The sequence below is a fragment of the Fibrobacter sp. UWB2 genome (genome assembly GCF_002210425.1).
Taxonomy (GTDB): Bacteria; Fibrobacterota; Fibrobacteria; order Fibrobacterales; family Fibrobacteraceae; genus Fibrobacter; species Fibrobacter elongatus.
Window position 1 is genome coordinate 263,013 of sequence record NZ_MWQK01000003.1, and the last position, 16,847, is coordinate 279,859.

10 protein-coding genes are annotated in these 16,847 nt (G+C 50.3%); 1 reads left to right on the top strand and 9 read right to left on the bottom strand.

Annotated features, from left to right (window positions below; translation table 11 throughout):
- Nucleotides 1-7: 7 nt before the first annotated feature.
- The 5 genes from B7982_RS07245 to B7982_RS07265 all read right to left on the bottom strand — a co-directional run bounded on the left by B7982_RS07245 (nucleotide 8) and on the right by B7982_RS07265 (nucleotide 8,829).
- Nucleotides 8-3,790, bottom strand: a complete 3,783-nt coding sequence (locus B7982_RS07245; protein WP_088660174.1) for a response regulator — start codon at nucleotides 3,788-3,790, stop codon at nucleotides 8-10.
- Nucleotides 3,791-3,984: 194 nt separating this feature from the next.
- Nucleotides 3,985-5,151, bottom strand: coding sequence for a ribose-phosphate pyrophosphokinase (locus tag B7982_RS07250; protein WP_014545977.1), 1,167 nt, complete (start codon nucleotides 5,149-5,151; stop codon nucleotides 3,985-3,987).
- A gap of 161 nt (nucleotides 5,152-5,312) precedes the next feature.
- Entirely contained in the window at nucleotides 5,313-6,737 is a 1,425-nt protein-coding gene (gene eno, locus B7982_RS07255; protein WP_088660175.1) for a phosphopyruvate hydratase, read from the bottom strand.
- 122 nt (nucleotides 6,738-6,859) lie between these two features.
- Nucleotides 6,860-7,483: a hypothetical protein gene (locus tag B7982_RS07260; RefSeq protein ID WP_088660176.1), complete on the bottom strand. Its 624-nt coding sequence runs from the start codon at nucleotides 7,481-7,483 to the stop codon at nucleotides 6,860-6,862.
- Nucleotides 7,484-7,512: 29 nt separating this feature from the next.
- On the bottom strand, nucleotides 7,513-8,829 hold the full coding sequence (locus tag B7982_RS07265; protein ID WP_088660177.1) for a GntR family transcriptional regulator: 1,317 nt from the start codon (nucleotides 8,827-8,829) through the stop codon (nucleotides 7,513-7,515).
- Between the two features lie 165 nt (nucleotides 8,830-8,994).
- On the opposite strand from B7982_RS07265, the gene B7982_RS07270 reads away from it, so the two are divergent.
- Nucleotides 8,995-10,104: a glycoside hydrolase family 26 protein gene (locus tag B7982_RS07270; RefSeq protein ID WP_233138430.1), complete on the top strand. Its 1,110-nt coding sequence runs from the start codon at nucleotides 8,995-8,997 to the stop codon at nucleotides 10,102-10,104.
- A gap of 266 nt (nucleotides 10,105-10,370) precedes the next feature.
- Here B7982_RS07270 and B7982_RS07275 read toward each other — a convergent pair whose 3' ends face one another.
- The 4 genes from B7982_RS07275 to rpoC form a co-directional block, all read right to left on the bottom strand.
- Nucleotides 10,371-11,366: a hypothetical protein gene (locus B7982_RS07275; protein WP_088660313.1), complete on the bottom strand. Its 996-nt coding sequence runs from the start codon at nucleotides 11,364-11,366 to the stop codon at nucleotides 10,371-10,373.
- A gap of 95 nt (nucleotides 11,367-11,461) precedes the next feature.
- Nucleotides 11,462-11,938 (bottom strand): 30S ribosomal protein S7, encoded by a 477-nt coding sequence (gene rpsG / locus B7982_RS07280; protein ID WP_014545985.1) that lies wholly within the window; start codon nucleotides 11,936-11,938, stop codon nucleotides 11,462-11,464.
- 11 nt (nucleotides 11,939-11,949) lie between these two features.
- Nucleotides 11,950-12,339 (bottom strand): 30S ribosomal protein S12, encoded by a 390-nt coding sequence (rpsL, locus tag B7982_RS07285; RefSeq protein WP_015731968.1) that lies wholly within the window; start codon nucleotides 12,337-12,339, stop codon nucleotides 11,950-11,952.
- 67 nt (nucleotides 12,340-12,406) lie between these two features.
- Nucleotides 12,407-16,846 carry a DNA-directed RNA polymerase subunit beta' gene (gene rpoC, locus B7982_RS07290; RefSeq protein WP_088660179.1) on the bottom strand — a complete coding sequence of 1,480 codons (4,440 nt, stop codon included), beginning with the start codon at nucleotides 16,844-16,846 and terminating at the stop codon, nucleotides 12,407-12,409.
- Nucleotide 16,847 lies beyond the last annotated feature (1 nt).

Here is a 16,847-nt window from a genome sequence, read left to right on the forward strand (position 1 = left end):
TCAATTATCACTTTTTAAGGAACTTAGACAAAATATACTTCATTTTGTCAATGTCAATCGGCTTGGATATATGCTCATCCATGCCCGCGTCAAGAGCGGCCTTGCGGTCTTCTTCAAACGCGTTCGCCGTCATCGCGACAATCGGAATACGCGACTGGTAGCCCGCCGGGAGCATGCGGATAGCACGCGTTGCCGCAAAACCGTCCATCACCGGCATCTGCACATCCATAAGCACAAGGTCATACTGGCCCGGGGTCGCATTCTTCATAAGCTCGACCGCCTGCTTTCCGTTTTCTGCCGTGGACACGATAAACCCATTATCGTCCAAAATATCACATGCAATCTGGCGGTTCATCTCGTTGTCTTCGACAAGCAAAATCTTCTTGCCCTTAAAATTGGAAATCCCGAGAGGAAGCTTGAACCCTGCACTATTCTTGTTATGCAGAACAAAATCTATATCCAGAACAACTTCCGTGCCCTTGTTCTCTTCACTGAAGATTTCAATCTGGCCGCCCATCATCTCGACAATGTTCTTGGTGATGGACATGCCAAGACCCGTTCCCTGGATTCCGCTCACCGTCGAGGAATTTGCACGCGTAAACGGTTCATAAATCGTCTTCAGGAACTCGGCATTCATGCCCATGCCGTTATCACGAATACGGAATTCGAATAAAGCGGACCCGGGCTTTTCAGATTCCTTCTCATCCACATGCATCTCGATGGAACCGCCCTCATGCGTGTACTTGATGGCATTCGAGAGCACGTTCAAGAGCACCTGATTCAAGCGGAGCTTATCGCACATGATTCCGGAATTACAGATATTCATCTGCACATCGAAAGCAAGCTTCTTGGTATCGACATCGGCCTGCACAATATCCTTGAGCGTATTGATGATATCGATAAGGTCTTCGGCATTTTCTGCAAGTACCATCTTGCCCGATTCAATGCGGCTCATGTCCAGCACATCGTTAATGAGCGAGAGCAAGTGATTAGAACTCTGGCCAAGCTTGTGCAGGTAATCGAGCACGACCTCCTTCTCGTCGATATGCGCCATCGCAAGGCCCGTGAAGCCCACAATGGCATTCATCGGCGTACGGATATCATGGCTCATGTTCGAAAGGAACGTCGTCTTTGCACGGTCCGAAGACTGCGCCATCGAAAGCGCCTTCTGGAGCATCACCTGCTGCTTTTCGAGCAAGTCGTTCTGCTCGGCAATCTTCGCATCAAGTTCCAGCTTTTCGACTTGGTCATCGCTCAAGAGCATGAACGAAAGCACAAACGAGACGACCTCGTTTTCATCATTGCGTTCAATGGTCGTAAACTTTGCACGTAGCCATTCGCCACTTGTAATCTTGAATTCCTGTTCGCGCTGGTCCGCATCCTTGAGGAACTTCTGCACGTAGAACAAGTTCGAAAGCTTGAGCCAATCCTGTTCATACTCGTCCTGGACAAGATTGCTGATTTTCTTAATCTCGGTAGAATAGGTGCTGTACAGCGGGCGCTTCTCGACCCAGGAGACATTTGAAGACTTGATGGTACGGAACGAATTGTCCTCGACATTCACAAAGTAAATGGACACGTAATCATCGTAAAGGATGTCGTTCACAAAATCCTTGAGAATCAGATCGTCCTTTTCGGCAAAGCCAAGCGCCACCGCCTTCGGGCTATCCAGTTCGTCGCCCACCTTCACGAACTTCATTTCACAATAGTGCGGGCGACCATCGACATTTCCACGATACGTTGTAATGAACGTCTTTTGCACGGACAGTTCTTTCTTGATATTCTCTATCGTGCCCGCTTCACGCATCATCCGCCTATCGCGTTCCCAGACAACGCCATCGACATATTCGTCAAACGCCTTGGAATACGAGACGCCCGAACGGAAACGGCTACCAAACAGCGATTCCGATTCCTTGTTCATCGAATACGGCGTAATGGCATCCTTCTCGAGATCGATGTAATAGACCGAAGAATATTCCGATGCCAAGACATCGATAATTTCAAGGTCCTGTTCAATCTTCTTCTGATGCATACGTACCGTACGGATCTGTTCATCCTTGTCGGCAAAGCCAATCACAAAAGCTTTTTGCCCCTTGTTGACGGCAACGATCTTGCATTCGCAGAACTTGTCCGAATAGCTCACAAACTCAAAACTCGTGATGCCTTTTTTCTGGAGGAGCGGTTTCAGATTCTTGATGCTGAGCTTCTTACTGACAAAATCAGCATTATCCGGAGAAACAACCTTGCTCACGATAAAATCAATGGCACCGTCATACGTCATTTCGCCAAGACTATCGCCCAGCATCTTCTGGATGTTCGCATTCAGCTTGTGCGCCTTCACCGTGTCCGATTCCAAATCGCAATAGAATATGCACGAGTAGTCCGAAGCCAAAAGCGAAGTCACGGCGGCATCTTCGTCCATGCGCTTTCTGCGGTTGATTTCGTTTTCGGCAAAACCCGCCACAAGTTTCAAGACGGCAAAGTTCTTCTGCGACTCCTTGGGGTTGTCCAAAACGAGGAAGCTGTAACGCTGTTCATTCGAAGCAATCGTCGAAACGCTTATGCTCTTGATATCTAGAACCGGCAACAAGCTGTACAGCCTTTCCCAGACACCGTATTCATCATCCTGCGATTCGAGATAGACGGCGTCCATATCGCCCACGGATTCAATCCACGGATTGATGATTTCCAATGGAATATGCTGGAGCCCCGCCTTGTTGGGCCTTACACCCTTGCGGCACCATTCATACGTGCTACTGAGGAATTCCCTTTCCTTGTCGCATTCCAGGATGTACGCCCTGTCGGCATCGTAATAAGAAGCAAGCGTCGCAAGCAGCTCTTCGATAGCATCCTTGGAACGATTTTCCTTATAAAGGACATCGATGCAATCGCGAATCGCGGCGTCCTGTTTCTGCTGTTCCGAGACGTTATAAGCGACCAACATCGCCTGGTATTCATTCAGGATTTCGTTTTTGGAAACGTAGCAGACAAAGCGGCTGTAATGCCAACCAATGTGCGGCGAATAAAAACGGCAAGTGTATTCAGGGATGGAATCACCCTTCTTGACCTGGCCTATAAGCGACTTTGCCGAGAGGTGCTGCACAAAAGCCTTACGGTATTCCTTATCCACGAGCTGGTCGGCAATCTTCTCGATAATGGCATCGTAATGTGGGAAGTCTTCGCCAAACGAATCGCTCACATCGACGGACTTTCCTTCAATAATCTGGATAAAGGGACGAGAGACTTTACCCTCCGACAAGTTCACCTTGAAATAGCTATACGCCTTATCGAGAATCGCCTTCCCATAAAGTTTTTCGTTGAGCGCGCTCTGCAAGCGTTCGCGCTTTGTATCAAGATCCATCGTCTTGATTTCGTCACGCAGCTCTTCTTCGGTGGTTTTCTGGATCAGCGCAAGCTCCGTGATATCCTTGTGCCAGCCTTCGAGCCTCACCCCTTTCTTATAATCGTAATTGCGGGTACCACCACAGCGGACAAAACGGACACGTCCATCTGGAGCATGCCAAGGGTACTGGATTTCGGGAGCCTCGCCTGCACTCATCTTGTCGACATACGCCTTGACCTCGGCAAAATGTTCCGGGTCGATATTATCAAACCAGGCGTGGAAAATATCTTCGGCAGAAACACCCTCTTCAAGCCCAAGCAACTTGAGCATAGTCGAATTCGCGGTCATGCGCGGAGCACAGCCGTCGTCAATTTCGACAGCCCAAAGCCCTATGCCAACCCCGTCCAAGATATTTGTCGTCAACGGTATCGAGTGTTCATCAGCCATAAATTGCTTCCCATATCCTATCTTATAAAAATAATACGTTTTATTATTAAAATTTCAAATCAGTGAAAATATTTATGTCAAGCTAAACAACACTTTCTCCGGACATTTAAACCACTTTTCCAGAAAAAAGTCCAAAAAACGAAAAAATCCGGACGCCTCACGACATCCGGACTTTTTTCCATATACAGACTCTATTAGAAGAATGCAGGCGGCCAACGCGGGTTCTTCGAGGACATATCGATCTTGTAGAAGTCCTTCTCGAAACGACCGTCATCCATGCCGTACATCTGCATCACGTGGCGAGCGATCCACTTGCCGAGCTTGAGCACGGTGAGTTTCTTGCGGAGGCGGCCCTGGCAGTCACGGTTCATGATATCCGGGAGCGTGGAGGTCGTGAGGATTTCGTCGATAGCCGGGCTGTTGAGCTTTTCGCGGGCTTCGGCACTGGTGTGGAAGTGCGTAACACCGAAGCAGACGCGGTTCGGGTTGCCCTTCTTGATGTGTTCGCAGCACTGCACGATTGTCGTACCGGTACGGACCATGTCGTCGAACACGATCACGTCCTTGCCTTCGATTTCTTCGATGCTGATGTCGGAGAGTTCCGGGTTGAAGGTCATGCTGATTTCACGTTCGCCAGTACGGACCTTGTCCATAACGACGCGCTTGCATTCCGGGAGCTGGAGAGCGTCGAACACGGCGTTCATGAACGGGCGTGCACCCTTGTCCGGGGAGACAATCACGAGATTGTTGCCGTCCTTACCGGTCTGGACAAAGTTGCTGTTCTTGATGTAGTGGGCGTAAACGTCCGTCGGGATCAAGTTGTGGAAGTTGCCTTCGAAAATTTCGTTGAAGAGGTTCTGCACCTTGATGCTGTGGTTGTGGCAGGTGACAACGGCATCGACACCAGCAGTCTTCAAAAGCTGGGCGTAAAGGAGGCTCGTGAATGCCTGGCCGTCGAACTTCTTGAGGTCGATGTCCGGGCGATCCTTTTCGAGTTCACCGATGCGGTGCGGGCCGCGGTCCTGGGCGCTGTAGAAGAGGTCCGGTTCAACCAAGACGACCTGTTCTGCACCGTTGTCCTTAGCGGCGCGAGCGAGGATGCAGTTACGCATGGCGTAGTCGTTACGGCTACGTTCATGGTTAGAAACAGAGCAAATCAAGACAATCTTGCCTTCCAGGCGCTTGCCGATATGTTCCAAGTCGTCCATATCCAGCATGTAGCGGGGGCAGAATTCGGAGTTGGCGAAAGTCTTCAGGGAGACCACGTCGGAGATATCTTCACGGAGGCCGATGTACTGAGCCATGTCGATGGCAAACGGATCATCGGTAAAGTTGCCGGTCACGATAAAACGATCTGACATTTTCCTAGCCTTGATTTAAGGGTTGTTTTTTGTGTTATTGCCAAATATAGTTAGAATCTATCCACGTTTCAAGTTTTAGGGCAAGAAAATTGCCAAATGCAAAAAAGCCCCGGCTTAACGCCGAGGCTCTTTTTTAGATACTTTGTTCTAAAAGAAGCTAATTACTTAGCCTTGCAGCCCTTCTTGCAAGCAGCCTTCTTAGCCGGGGCCTTAGCAGCCTTGCAGTTCTTGCGCGGGTCGCCAGCGTAGACAGCAGCCTTGCCGAGTTCTTCTTCGATGCGGAGGAGGCGGTTGTACTTGCAGACGCGGTCCGTACGAGAGAGGGAACCAGTCTTGATCTGGCCAGCGGCAGTACCGACGGCGAGGTCAGCAATGAAGGTGTCTTCGGTTTCGCCAGAACGGTGAGAAACGATCGGAGCATAGCCTTCAACCTGAGCGCGCTTGATAGCAGCGAGGGTTTCAGAAACAGAACCGACCTGGTTCACCTTGATGAGGATAGCGTTAGCGATGCCAGCCTTGATGCCTTCGTCGAAGATGGTCGGGTTCGTAACGAACAGGTCGTCACCAACGAGGTTGATCTTGCCACCGAGCTTGTCGGTAAGAACCTTCCAACCTGCCCAGTCAGCTTCATCGAGACCGTCTTCAATGGAGAAGATGGAGTACTTGTCGATGAGCTTTTCATAGAGCTTGACCATGTCAGCAGACTTGACAGTCTTCTTGGTGCTCTTCTTGAACGTGTAGGTAACAGCCTTGGAGCCTTCCTTTTCAGTTTCCTTGTCGCAGAATTCGGAAGAAGCAACGTCAAGAGCGATCTTGATGTCCTTGCCGAAAACGTAACCAGCGTTTTCAGTAGCGGTCTTCAAAGCAGCGAGAGCCTTTTCGAGGGTCATCACGTCCTTGATTTCGTAACCGAACTTGTTCTTAGCCGGCTTGATAGCAACGCCAGGAGCAAAGCCACCTTCGTCACCAACCGTCGTATCGAAACCACCCTTCTTGAGGACAGCCTTAAGAGCGTGGAAGATTTCAGTCACCATCTGGAGACCCTTGGAGAAAGTCTTAGCGCCAACCGGAGCGATCATGAATTCCTGGAAGTCGATCGGAGCGGAAGAGTGAGCACCACCGTTAATCACGTTGCACATCGGGCACGGGAGGGTGAGCTTTTCAGTGCCATGGAGCTTAGCAATGTACTGATAAAGCGGAAGGCCAGCATCCTTAGCAGCAGCAACGCAAACAGCCATGGAAACGCCGAGGATAGCGTTTGCACCGAGCGTGTTCTTGAGCATGCGGTTGCCGTCGAGTTCGATCATAGCGTCATCAACTTCAGTCTGCTTGGACGGATCCATGCCAACGATCTTCTTAGCGATCTTGGTGTTGACGTTCTTCACGGCAGTGAGAGTGCCCTTGCCGAGATAGGTCTTCTTGTCGCCGTCGCGGAGTTCGCAAGCTTCGCGTTCACCGGTGGAAGCACCACTCGGAACAGCTGCGTGACCAACGATACCGTTGTCAAGAGTGACATCGACTTCGAGAGACGGATTGCCACGGGAATCCAAAATCTGACGAGCCCAAACTTTAGCGATTTTAGCCATTTTATTAACCTTCTGTTAAAGTGAAAATTTTTTGTGCTTTAAATATAAAAAAGTGGTTAGTGATTCGTGGTTAGTTGTTAGAAAAAAATGTGAAGAAAAAGTGTGCAAAGAGAGAAACGCCGTTAATACGTCTTGTGGCTTCTCACGATATCCAACAAAATTTTTTCGATATCCGTCTCGCGATTTTTCTGGTTGACTTCAACCGTGAAATAGTTATTGTTCTTCGTCATGAGTACCGCGTACGCAACGCTGTACGAGCCATTGGAAGTCACCATCCATCCAAACGCATCGTCATCTTGCCTTTCGAATTTCGTCTCGCTATACTGAATCGGCTTATCAGAATTTTCAGCTTTAGTCATCGTCTTGTAATGATCGAAAAGTCCCATGAGAATCAACGAATCCGACTGGCCAAAATCTACACCGCTTTCGGTTTCAAGACTTTCGAACAAGCTCTTAGTCTGACCATCAATCGCCACCTTCACATACGAATCGGCCACACCTTCTGCAAGCTCGACCCGCGTATTTACACCTTCCTTCTTTTGAATTTTAAGAGGAGTCCATTCAGCAGACGGGAGTTCAAAAGTGAGCGATTCAGGATACGGGACATCCAATTCAATCGCCGGACTCCCCGACCAAAAAGTCTTTGTCTTATGAAGAATGATATCGTTATGGTTCTTGGCACAACCGCCAAGGAACAGCAACGAAGCTGAAAATAGAAGTACGATGGATTTCTTTATGGTTTTCATGATTAAAAATTCCTTTATAAAAAAATACTTTATTTCTCTACAACATGCCCTGATAGCTCACGGAAATCGCCTTTTTTATACAAGGTAATACCCGGCGAAACCAAGTGAAACACAGACTGTTCAGCAAGCGTTTCCACGTTGAACTCGAAAGAATCCAGGCGGTTGCGGTAGCTATCCGTAGAGTTGTCGAACGAAACCATGTAAGGCGGGTGCAAAATCTTGCCCTGGTTCGCAAGCGAAATAAGCTCGACACCGACCCTGTCGTTAGAAACAACCCACGCATCCACAGGCGGGATTTTTTTCACGAGCGACATTAAAATTTGTCTATAACGGGCATGTGCACGCGGTTCCTGCATAAAGTCATAAGGGCTCGCATGCGAGGCATCAGTCGCTTCGAACACCTCAAACCCCACATTCTTGAGACCTTTCAAGCGGTCCCTCGACCACATGCTCATGTGGTAAGGCGAAACAAAGGCAATTCGCGTCAAGCCTTTTTTCTTCAAAAAGCGCCCGACAATGCGCCCCGGAAATTCACCAAAAGCGAGGTTGAAAAACGCAAATCGCTTTTCTTTTTTTAGCGCACGCGGAATGTCGTACAGCGGATGTTCCCACCACACTGCCACAGGGAAACGCGTTGTCGCAAGTTTTGCAAACAACTTATTGATATCGAATACAAGCATCGTCGAGACAACGGCTCCAAAGCAGTCTCGGCATTCTTCCAGCTTGATGCGGTTGCCGTTTGCATCCAAAAATGCGCCCTCTTCTTCGTAATAGCCAAGCGCCTTGACATTTAAGTTATTGCGATGCGCCTCCACATAGACTTTCTGCATAAACGAAAGTTCACGTTCGCCAAGGCAATTAAAATCCCCGTTAGGGTTACAACGCATAATCAGGAGAATTTCCGTCGTTTCAGAAGTCACCCGTGCACTAGCAAAATAATATCGCCCTTGCCCCTTGCGTTCTAGAGTCCCTTTCGCACGGAGCTGCTCCAGCGTACGCCGCATTGTCCCCAAAGTAGTCGCATAAGACAGACACATGTCCTTGATTGATGGAAGCGGATTATCGACCGAAATTTTTCCCGATTTCCAAGCATCCAACAATAAACGCTCTACGCGTTCTGTTTCGTACTCGCGTGCAGAGGCCTCGATTTTAGGCTTCGTCCCCCAAAAAAATCCATTGCCATGTTCCGCATAAATTTTCCCTTGAGAGGCAAGCTTCTTGTATGCACGGAAAACGGTGAACGTCGAAGCCCCCGAAGACGCCGCCACCTCGCGCACGGAAGGGAGCCGATCCCCATCCTTATAGCCAACAGATTCAATCCACTTGCAAAAATCTTCGACTGTCATGGTGAACCTCAATATAACACTAGATACACTATAACACGAACATACAAAAATTTCAGCTACAGGGAACACCTAGTAACCTAATTTAAGTAAGGAAACAAAATACAATCTTTGAATATCGAGGCTACTATGTTCAAATCACTACTCTTCACATTAGGGATTTTGCCTATGACCGCTTTAGCATTCCAAGTCGGCGCCTGGGTCGGTGGCCCCGGCCAATACCCGCAGCCCACTCAAGAAAACGTGCAGGCATTCCAGGATTTGCAGGGCACGCATATCGACCTCATCAGCTATTTTGCGCTCTTCGACATCAACGATTGGAACGCAACCGAAGAGTACGCAAACGTCGCGAAAGACAACGGCTCCACGCTTGTGGTGACCTGGATGGCAAACGGCTACAACGCGCAAGATTTGGTGGACGGCAAGGCCGATGAATATATCCGCGACTACGCCAAGGGTGTTAAAGGCTATGGCGAAGAAATCTGGCTCAGGCCGCTCCATGAAGCGAACGGCGACTGGTACGACTGGGGTGTAGGCAAGGCTGGCGCCGGCAACACCGATGCAAATGTCGCCGAAGCATTCCGCCATATCGTGAAAATTTTCAAAGAAGAAGGCGTAACAAACGTCAAATGGGTCTGGACAACGAACGCTTCGAACTCAGGAAAGGGTTCCACGCTTACGGGCAACTACCCTGGCGACGAATACGTGGACTACATTTCCATTGACGGCTACAACTGGGGCAAATGCCAAAGCTGGTCTAGCTGGCAGACGTTCTCGCAGGTGTTCAAGAAGGCATACAACGCACTCGCGAACATCAACAAGCCGCTCTTCATTGCTGAAATTTCCAGCTCCGAACTCGGCGGTAACAAGGCCGAATGGATTACAGACATGTTCGAGCACTTTGCTACAGACTTCTCCCGCGTATTTGCGGTGATGTGGTTCAGCCAGAGCAAGGAAGATAACGAAGGCGACTGGGCGCTCAACACTTCGCAGGCTGCAGTTGATGCATGGAAAGCAGGCATCGCGAAGATGAAGGCCTTGGACAGCAGCACCTCCATCAAACCAGCCGGGAGGGCCGCCCGCAGCTCCTTTCGCCAGCAAGACGGCAAGCTCTACATGCAGACCGACAAAGCATTAAAGGCAAGCGTCGTGCAGTTTGACTATCAGGGCCGCGTCCTGTGGCAGAGCCAGGTGCAGCACTTTACCGCGGGTGTGCACGCTATCGACGCCCCCAAGGCAAGCACGCGAAGCATTTACAAGTTATCCGTGAAGCGCTAAACAAAACTTATTCATAAAACTCCTTGAACAACCCCCATTCTAGTTCCTTCAAAAAGCAACGCTAGAGTGGGGGATTTTTTATTCCTACTAAGTTTCTCCAAACGGAATAGCCATAATCGCCGCTTCATGGAATCAATCAGAGCCGAGTTTTTGACCGATTGAAACGGCTCTTAGAATTTGTATGCACGCAAAAGGGAACATCACCAATAATTCTGATTTTCCGCAAAGAAAACGTCAAGAACGTCAAATGGGTCTGGACCAATATTCTACCATATCCAGCCGTCTCGAAGCATAACAACTTCCCATTTCCCCGAACGCTTGGACAAGTAGTAAAAGCTTCCATGGCCGTAGCCGTCACTCACATTCAAATTTACCATATCCCGGCTCTTGTTAAATACCGCACTCACTATGGTCGGAAATGAGTGAAAGAAAAAATCATCATCATGAAAATACTGCATTACGGGAATCTCCCACATCAAAAAACGGCGGTCCCCTCGCGCTTTCGTTTTCATAAAATTGTTCAACAACGATTTATATTCCTTGTTTAGAACAAGAACCTGCTGGCCTATCGGAGTTTTTTCCATGCAGGCCGATTTCGTTTTTTTCCACTCTTCCCGCTTTATATCGAACGGCTCAATCTTTTGAAAAGACTCCATATCAGCAGCTACAGTATCAACATAACGCACCTGCAACTCTTGAACAAAATAGGCGACTTTAAACATACTAGTAGAATCCTTTTTCAAGGCCGACAAAGCATCTTTAAACGGAATACCCATAATCGCCGCTTCATGATCTTCCTTAGTCTCCCATTTCCACCCAGGCGCAGTCAGTTCTACTTTTTGTGTACGATCTACCTTCCTAAGAAGGGATTCATGCCTTGCTGAATCAAGCATAAGCCAATACATATGCTTAAGATGATATTCATAAAAATATTTCGAAACCGCTTCATTGATTTCGCGTAAATCAGCCGCGAGGGAATCATCTGCCGTGATCGTTCTACAAAGAGAATCCGTAGACCGTTTCCACCTCGCAAGGAAGTGGCTTTTGTAATCGTCCATGGAATCGCGTAGCAGCGTGTCATTCGTCGCCTGGAACTGCTCATAAAACGCAAACGCACGCGAAAGAACAGTATCCAGAGGCAGAGTCTTCAATTCCTCAAACCGTTTTGCGCTTTTCAAATCATCTTCATTAGACTCTGAACACCCGCAAAGGAGCGCTACAAACGTCACCGCCAGCAAACAAAAATTTCGTAGAAACTTCATATACAACATAAATACAAAATTTAATCCAACAAAAGCAGAAAAGGCTCCGCAAAAGCGGAGCCCTTCTCTAGGATAATTCTGTGCTTGCGCAAGAATTAGAAACGGAAGTGAGCGAAAGCCTTGTTGGCTTCGGCCATCTTGTGCGTATCGTTCTTCTTGCGGACTGCGTTGCCTTCGCTGTTCTTAGCGGCAACGAGTTCTGCTGCAAGACGTTCTGCCATGTTGGCTTCGTTGCGGTTACGAGCTGCATCGAGGAGCCAGCGGAGAGCGAGAGCCTTGGCGCGATCCGGAGCAACTTCCATCGGGACCTGGTAGTTTGCACCACCAACGCGACGGGACTTGACTTCGACACGCGGCTTGATGTTTTCAAGGCAGAGTTCGAACTTTTCGAGCGGGGTTTCCTTGCCTTCGACCTTCTTGTCGAGCATGTCGAGAGCGGTGTAGACGATCTGTTCAGCGATGGTCTTCTTACCCTGCTTGAGCACGACACCGACGAGTTCGGTGACGAGCGTGGAGTGGAAACGCGGATCCGGGAGGATGGAGCGATGGAGAGCCTTTCTTCTTCTAGACATAGATTACTTCCTTACTTCTTGGCCGGAGCGGCACCTTTCTTCTTAACACCGTACTTGGAGCGGCCGTTCTGACGGCCGTTGACTGCCTGGGTATCGAGCGTACCACGGATGATGTGGTAACGAACACCCGGAACATCCTTAACACGACCACCGCGGATGAGCACGATGGAGTGTTCCTGGAGGTTGTGGCCTTCACCCGGGATGTAAGCGGTAACTTCCATCTTGTTGGAAAGGCGCACACGGGCAATCTTACGAAGAGCGGAGTTCGGCTTCTTCGGGGTGCTGGTGTAAACACGGGTGCAAACGCCGCGCTTCTGGGGGCAGGACTTCAAAGCTACGGAAGCGGTCCTGTTGCTGATCTGTTCACGTCCGTTGCGGACGAGCTGTTGAATAGTTGGCACTGTTTAATCTCCTAGATTTTGGAGTGCAAATATAGTTTTATTTCCAAATATTTCAAGTACTTAGCTGTTAATTATCTGATTCTTCCTCGTCAGAAGAGCCGATTTCGTTATCCAAGAGCTGGATTCCGGAACCAGAATCGAGACTTTCAGCCTGTACATTCTGCAAACGAGAGCGTTCTTCCATTTCGTCGGCATCGGCATCGATCACTTGGACGTTCCTCAAGTGACGGGCACCAGTACCGCACGGAATAAGTCGACCCATAATCACGTTTTCCTTAAGACCCATGAGCGGATCCACGCAGCCTTCGATGGAGGCGCGAGTAAGGATTTTTTGGGTTTCCTGGAAGGAAGCTGCAGAGATGAAGCTGTCCGTTGCCAAGGAAGCCTTAGTGATACCAAGGAGCATCGGTTGATACTTAGCTTCGGCCTTACCGAGAGCGCGCAGACGTTCGTTTTCGGTACGGAGACGGATCTTGGAAATTTCTTCGCCTGGCAAGAATTCGGATTCACCCGGATCTGTAATGCGGACCTTGCGCATCATCTGACGAACGATACATTCGATGTGCTTATCTGCAATAGCCACACCTTGCAAGCGGTAAACCGCCTGAATTTCGTTCACCAAGTGGCGCTGCACATCCTCGGGTCCGAGAACGTCGAGGATATCGTGCGGGTCCACACTGCCTTCGCTGATCTTCTGACCAGCACGGACACGGTCACCGTCATTGACCGCCAGATGGATACCACGCGGAACCAGCACTTTCACTTCGTTGCCATCCATCTGCTGAATAATAACTTCTTGGTTGTTGCGCACTTCGTTACCGTACTTGACGAGACCGTCAACCGGTGCGATGAATGCCTTGTTCTTCGGAACGCGAGCTTCGAAGAGTTCAGCGACGCGCGGAAGACCACCAGTAATATCGCGGGTCTTACCAGCTGCACGCGGAAGCTTTGCGATAACCTGACCGGAAGTAACGCGGTCACCCTGATGCACGGCGAGGATAGCGCCGTCAGGCAACATAAAGTGGCCAACCTTTTCGCCACGGTCGTCATTGATGACGATAACCGGACGCAATTGGTTCTTACCGTGCTGCTTGTCGCTAATGACGATCCACGTTTCGACGTCGGTCATTTCATCGCGTTCAATACGGTAAGTTCTGTTTTCAATAAGATTGCTAAATGCGATCGTACCGGAAACGTTCGTGATAATCGGGCTGTTATACGGATCCCATTCGAACATGCTTTCGCCCTTCTTGACGGTAGCATTGTTTTCGACGTGCAAGATTGCACCATACGGAATCTGGTAACGACCCTTGTTAATGCCGGTCGTATCGAAAATAACGAGTTCGCCCATACGGGAGACGACAACCTTCTGGCCTTCGTGGTCGACAGTTTCGACCTGTTCGAGTTCGATGTGGCCATCGACTGTAGCCTTCTTGTCGCTTTCAACCGTCAAACGGGAAGAAGCACCACCGATATGGAACGTACGGAGGGTAAGCTGCGTACCCGGTTCACCGATGGACTGTGCAGCAAGCACGCCAACAGCTTCGCCGAGGTCAACCGGACGACCGGAAGCAAGCATACGGCCGTAGCACTTGGCGCAGACACCAGTCTTGGAGTCGCAAGTGAGCACGGAGCGCATCTTGATGTGTTCAAGACCCGTAGCGGAAATCTTCGGGAGGTCACGTTCAGTGACGAGTTCGCCAGCCTTGACGATCACTTCGCCCGTAACCGGGTGCTTGATGTCATCGACCGGAGCGCGACCGAGGAGACGTTCTTCAAGAGGAATGACAGTATCGTCACCGTCCTTGAATGCGGAAACTTCGATACCGTTCGTCGTACCGCAGTCCGGTTCGGTAATCACGAGGTCCTGGCCCACGTCGACGAGACGACGAGTAAGGTAACCAGCGTCAGCCGTCTTAAGAGCGGTATCAGCAAGACCCTTACGAGCACCGTGAGACGAAATGAAGTATTCCATCACGTTCAAGCCTTCACGGAAGCAGGACTTAATCGGGTTTTCAATAACTTCCTGACCACCGAGCTGCTTGATCGGCTTCTGCATCAAACCACGCATACCGGACAGCTGCTTAATCTGTTCGCGGCTACCACGAGCGCCGGAATCAGCCATCATGTAGACCGGGTTGAAACCGTCACGGTCGTGAGAGAGCAAATCCCACTGCTTGGCAGCAACGTCGGACGTCGTCTTGGACCACACGTCAATCGTCTGGTTATAACGTTCACCGTCAGTAATGACACCGTCTTCGTAAAGGGCGCGAATCTTGGAAACCTGTTCGGCAGCCTTGTCGAGCATTTCCTGCTTTTCCTTCGGGATCACCATTTCGGCGATAGCCACAGAGGAACCAGCGCGAGTTGCCCACTTGTAACCGTTGGCCTTGAGGTCGTCGAGGTAGTCGACGGTCACGCGGTTGCCGGTGCGACGATAGAGGTCGTCGATGGACTTTGCAATCACCTTCTTGCCGAAGGTTTCGTTGGCGTAGCCGAGAGCGTTCGGGACAAATTCGTTGAAGATGATACGGCCGACAGTCGTCTTGATGACGTTGTCTTCCTTGAGCGTAAGGAACTTGACCTTTTCGCCAGCCTTGACCTGGACTTCGAGATTGCCATTGTCATCGGCCATTTCGCGGATGCAGGTGCAGTCCTTTTCGAGAGCGCCCATATAGATCTTGCGACCAGCCGGGAGCTTCAAGTAAACATTGGCGTTCAAATCCACGACGTCGTTTTCGTAAGCGCGAACGGCTTCGGCCGGGTCGTAGAAGTGCATGCCTTCACCCTTGCGGTTCGGACGCGGCTTGGTCAGGTAGTAGAGCCCTAGCACGATGTCCTGGCCCGGCACAGCGATCGGCTGACCGGAAGCCGGGTGAAGAATGTTGTTCGAAGAAAGCATCAACACGCGGCATTCGAGCTGAGTTTCGAAGCTAAGCGGAAGATGGCAAGCCATCTGGTCACCGTCGAAGTCAGCGTTGAATGCTGTACAGACGAGCGGGTGGAGGCGAATCGCGTTACCTTCGATGAGCTTCGGATAGAAGGCCTGGATACCCAAGCGGTGAAGCGTCGGAGCGCGGTTCAACATGACCGGGTGGTCTTCAATAATCTGTTCGAGAATGTCCCAAACTTCAGGACGTTCTGCGTCAACGTACTTCTTAGCAGACTTGAGCGTGTAGACAATGCCTTCTTCTTCCAAGCGCTGGATGATGAACGGCTTGTAAAGTTCAAGAGCCATGCGCTTCGGGAGACCGCACTGGTGCATGCGAAGTTCCGGTCCCACGACAATCACGGAACGGCCGGAATAGTCAACACGCTTACCGAGCAAGTTCATACGGAAGCGGCCCTGCTTACCCTTGAGGAGTTCAGCGAGGCTCTTGAGCGGACGTGCAGAACCAGCACGAGCGGTGCGGCGGCCGCTATCGAACAACTGGTCGACAGCTTCCTGGAGCATACGCTTTTCGTTGCAGAGAATCACGTTAGGGGCACGGATGTCAATCAACTTTTTCAAGCGGTTGTTGCGGTTGATGACACGGCGATAGAGTTCGTTCAAGTCGGAAGTAGCAAAGCGACCACCTTCGAGCGGTACGAGCGGACGAAGATCAGGCGGGATAACCGGAAGGACGTCGAGGATCATCCAGGACGGCTGGTTAGCGAGCAAGCGAGCTTCGTTCGGATACTTGTGGCGGAATTCTTCGTAGGCATCGGCAAGCACAAAGTCAGAGTGCTTGGATTCGTAGTCTACCTTGAATTCGGCAACAGCTTCGGCAAGACCCTTGAGCCAGGCCTTGCTTGCGTCGCGGGCCGGATCCGGATTCTTGTAGTAGCTGCGGAAGCTTTCCATCTGGGACTTCTTGAAGGCTTCGACGACCTTGAGGCGCTTCACGGCGTCGTCCTGCTTTGTCTTGGACTTGGAAGTAGCCTGCAAGCGGAGTTCTTCGGAGAGCTTGGTCAAGTCGACGCGGTCGAGCAACTGCTTGATAGCAGATGCGCCCATCTTGGCTTCAAATTCACGGCCTTCGGCAACGAGGTCCTGATACTGAGCTTCATCGATCAGGGAGTTCGGTTCGAGGTCGGTCGTACCCGGATCAATCACCACGTACTTTTCGTAGTAGATGATATGGTCGAGGTCCTTAGTATTGAGGTTGAGGAGTGCACCGATGACGCACGGCTGGTTACGGACGAACCAGGTGTGGGTCAGAGGGATAGCAAGTTCGATGTGGCCCATGCGTTCGCGACGGACCTTGGAGTGAGTCACTTCAACGCCGCAACGGTCGCAGATGACGCCCTTGTAGCGGATGCGCTTGAACTTACCGCAGTTGCATTCCCAGTTCTTAACCGGTCCAAAGATCTTTTCGCAGAAAAGACCATCCTTTTCAGGCTTGAAGGAACGGTAGTTAATCGTTTCCGGCTTTGTCACTTCGCCATAGGACCAGTAACGGATCAGGTCCGGGGAGGCGAGATGAATAGAAATGTCGCCAAACTGTTCAGTCATTTCTTCAGCCATA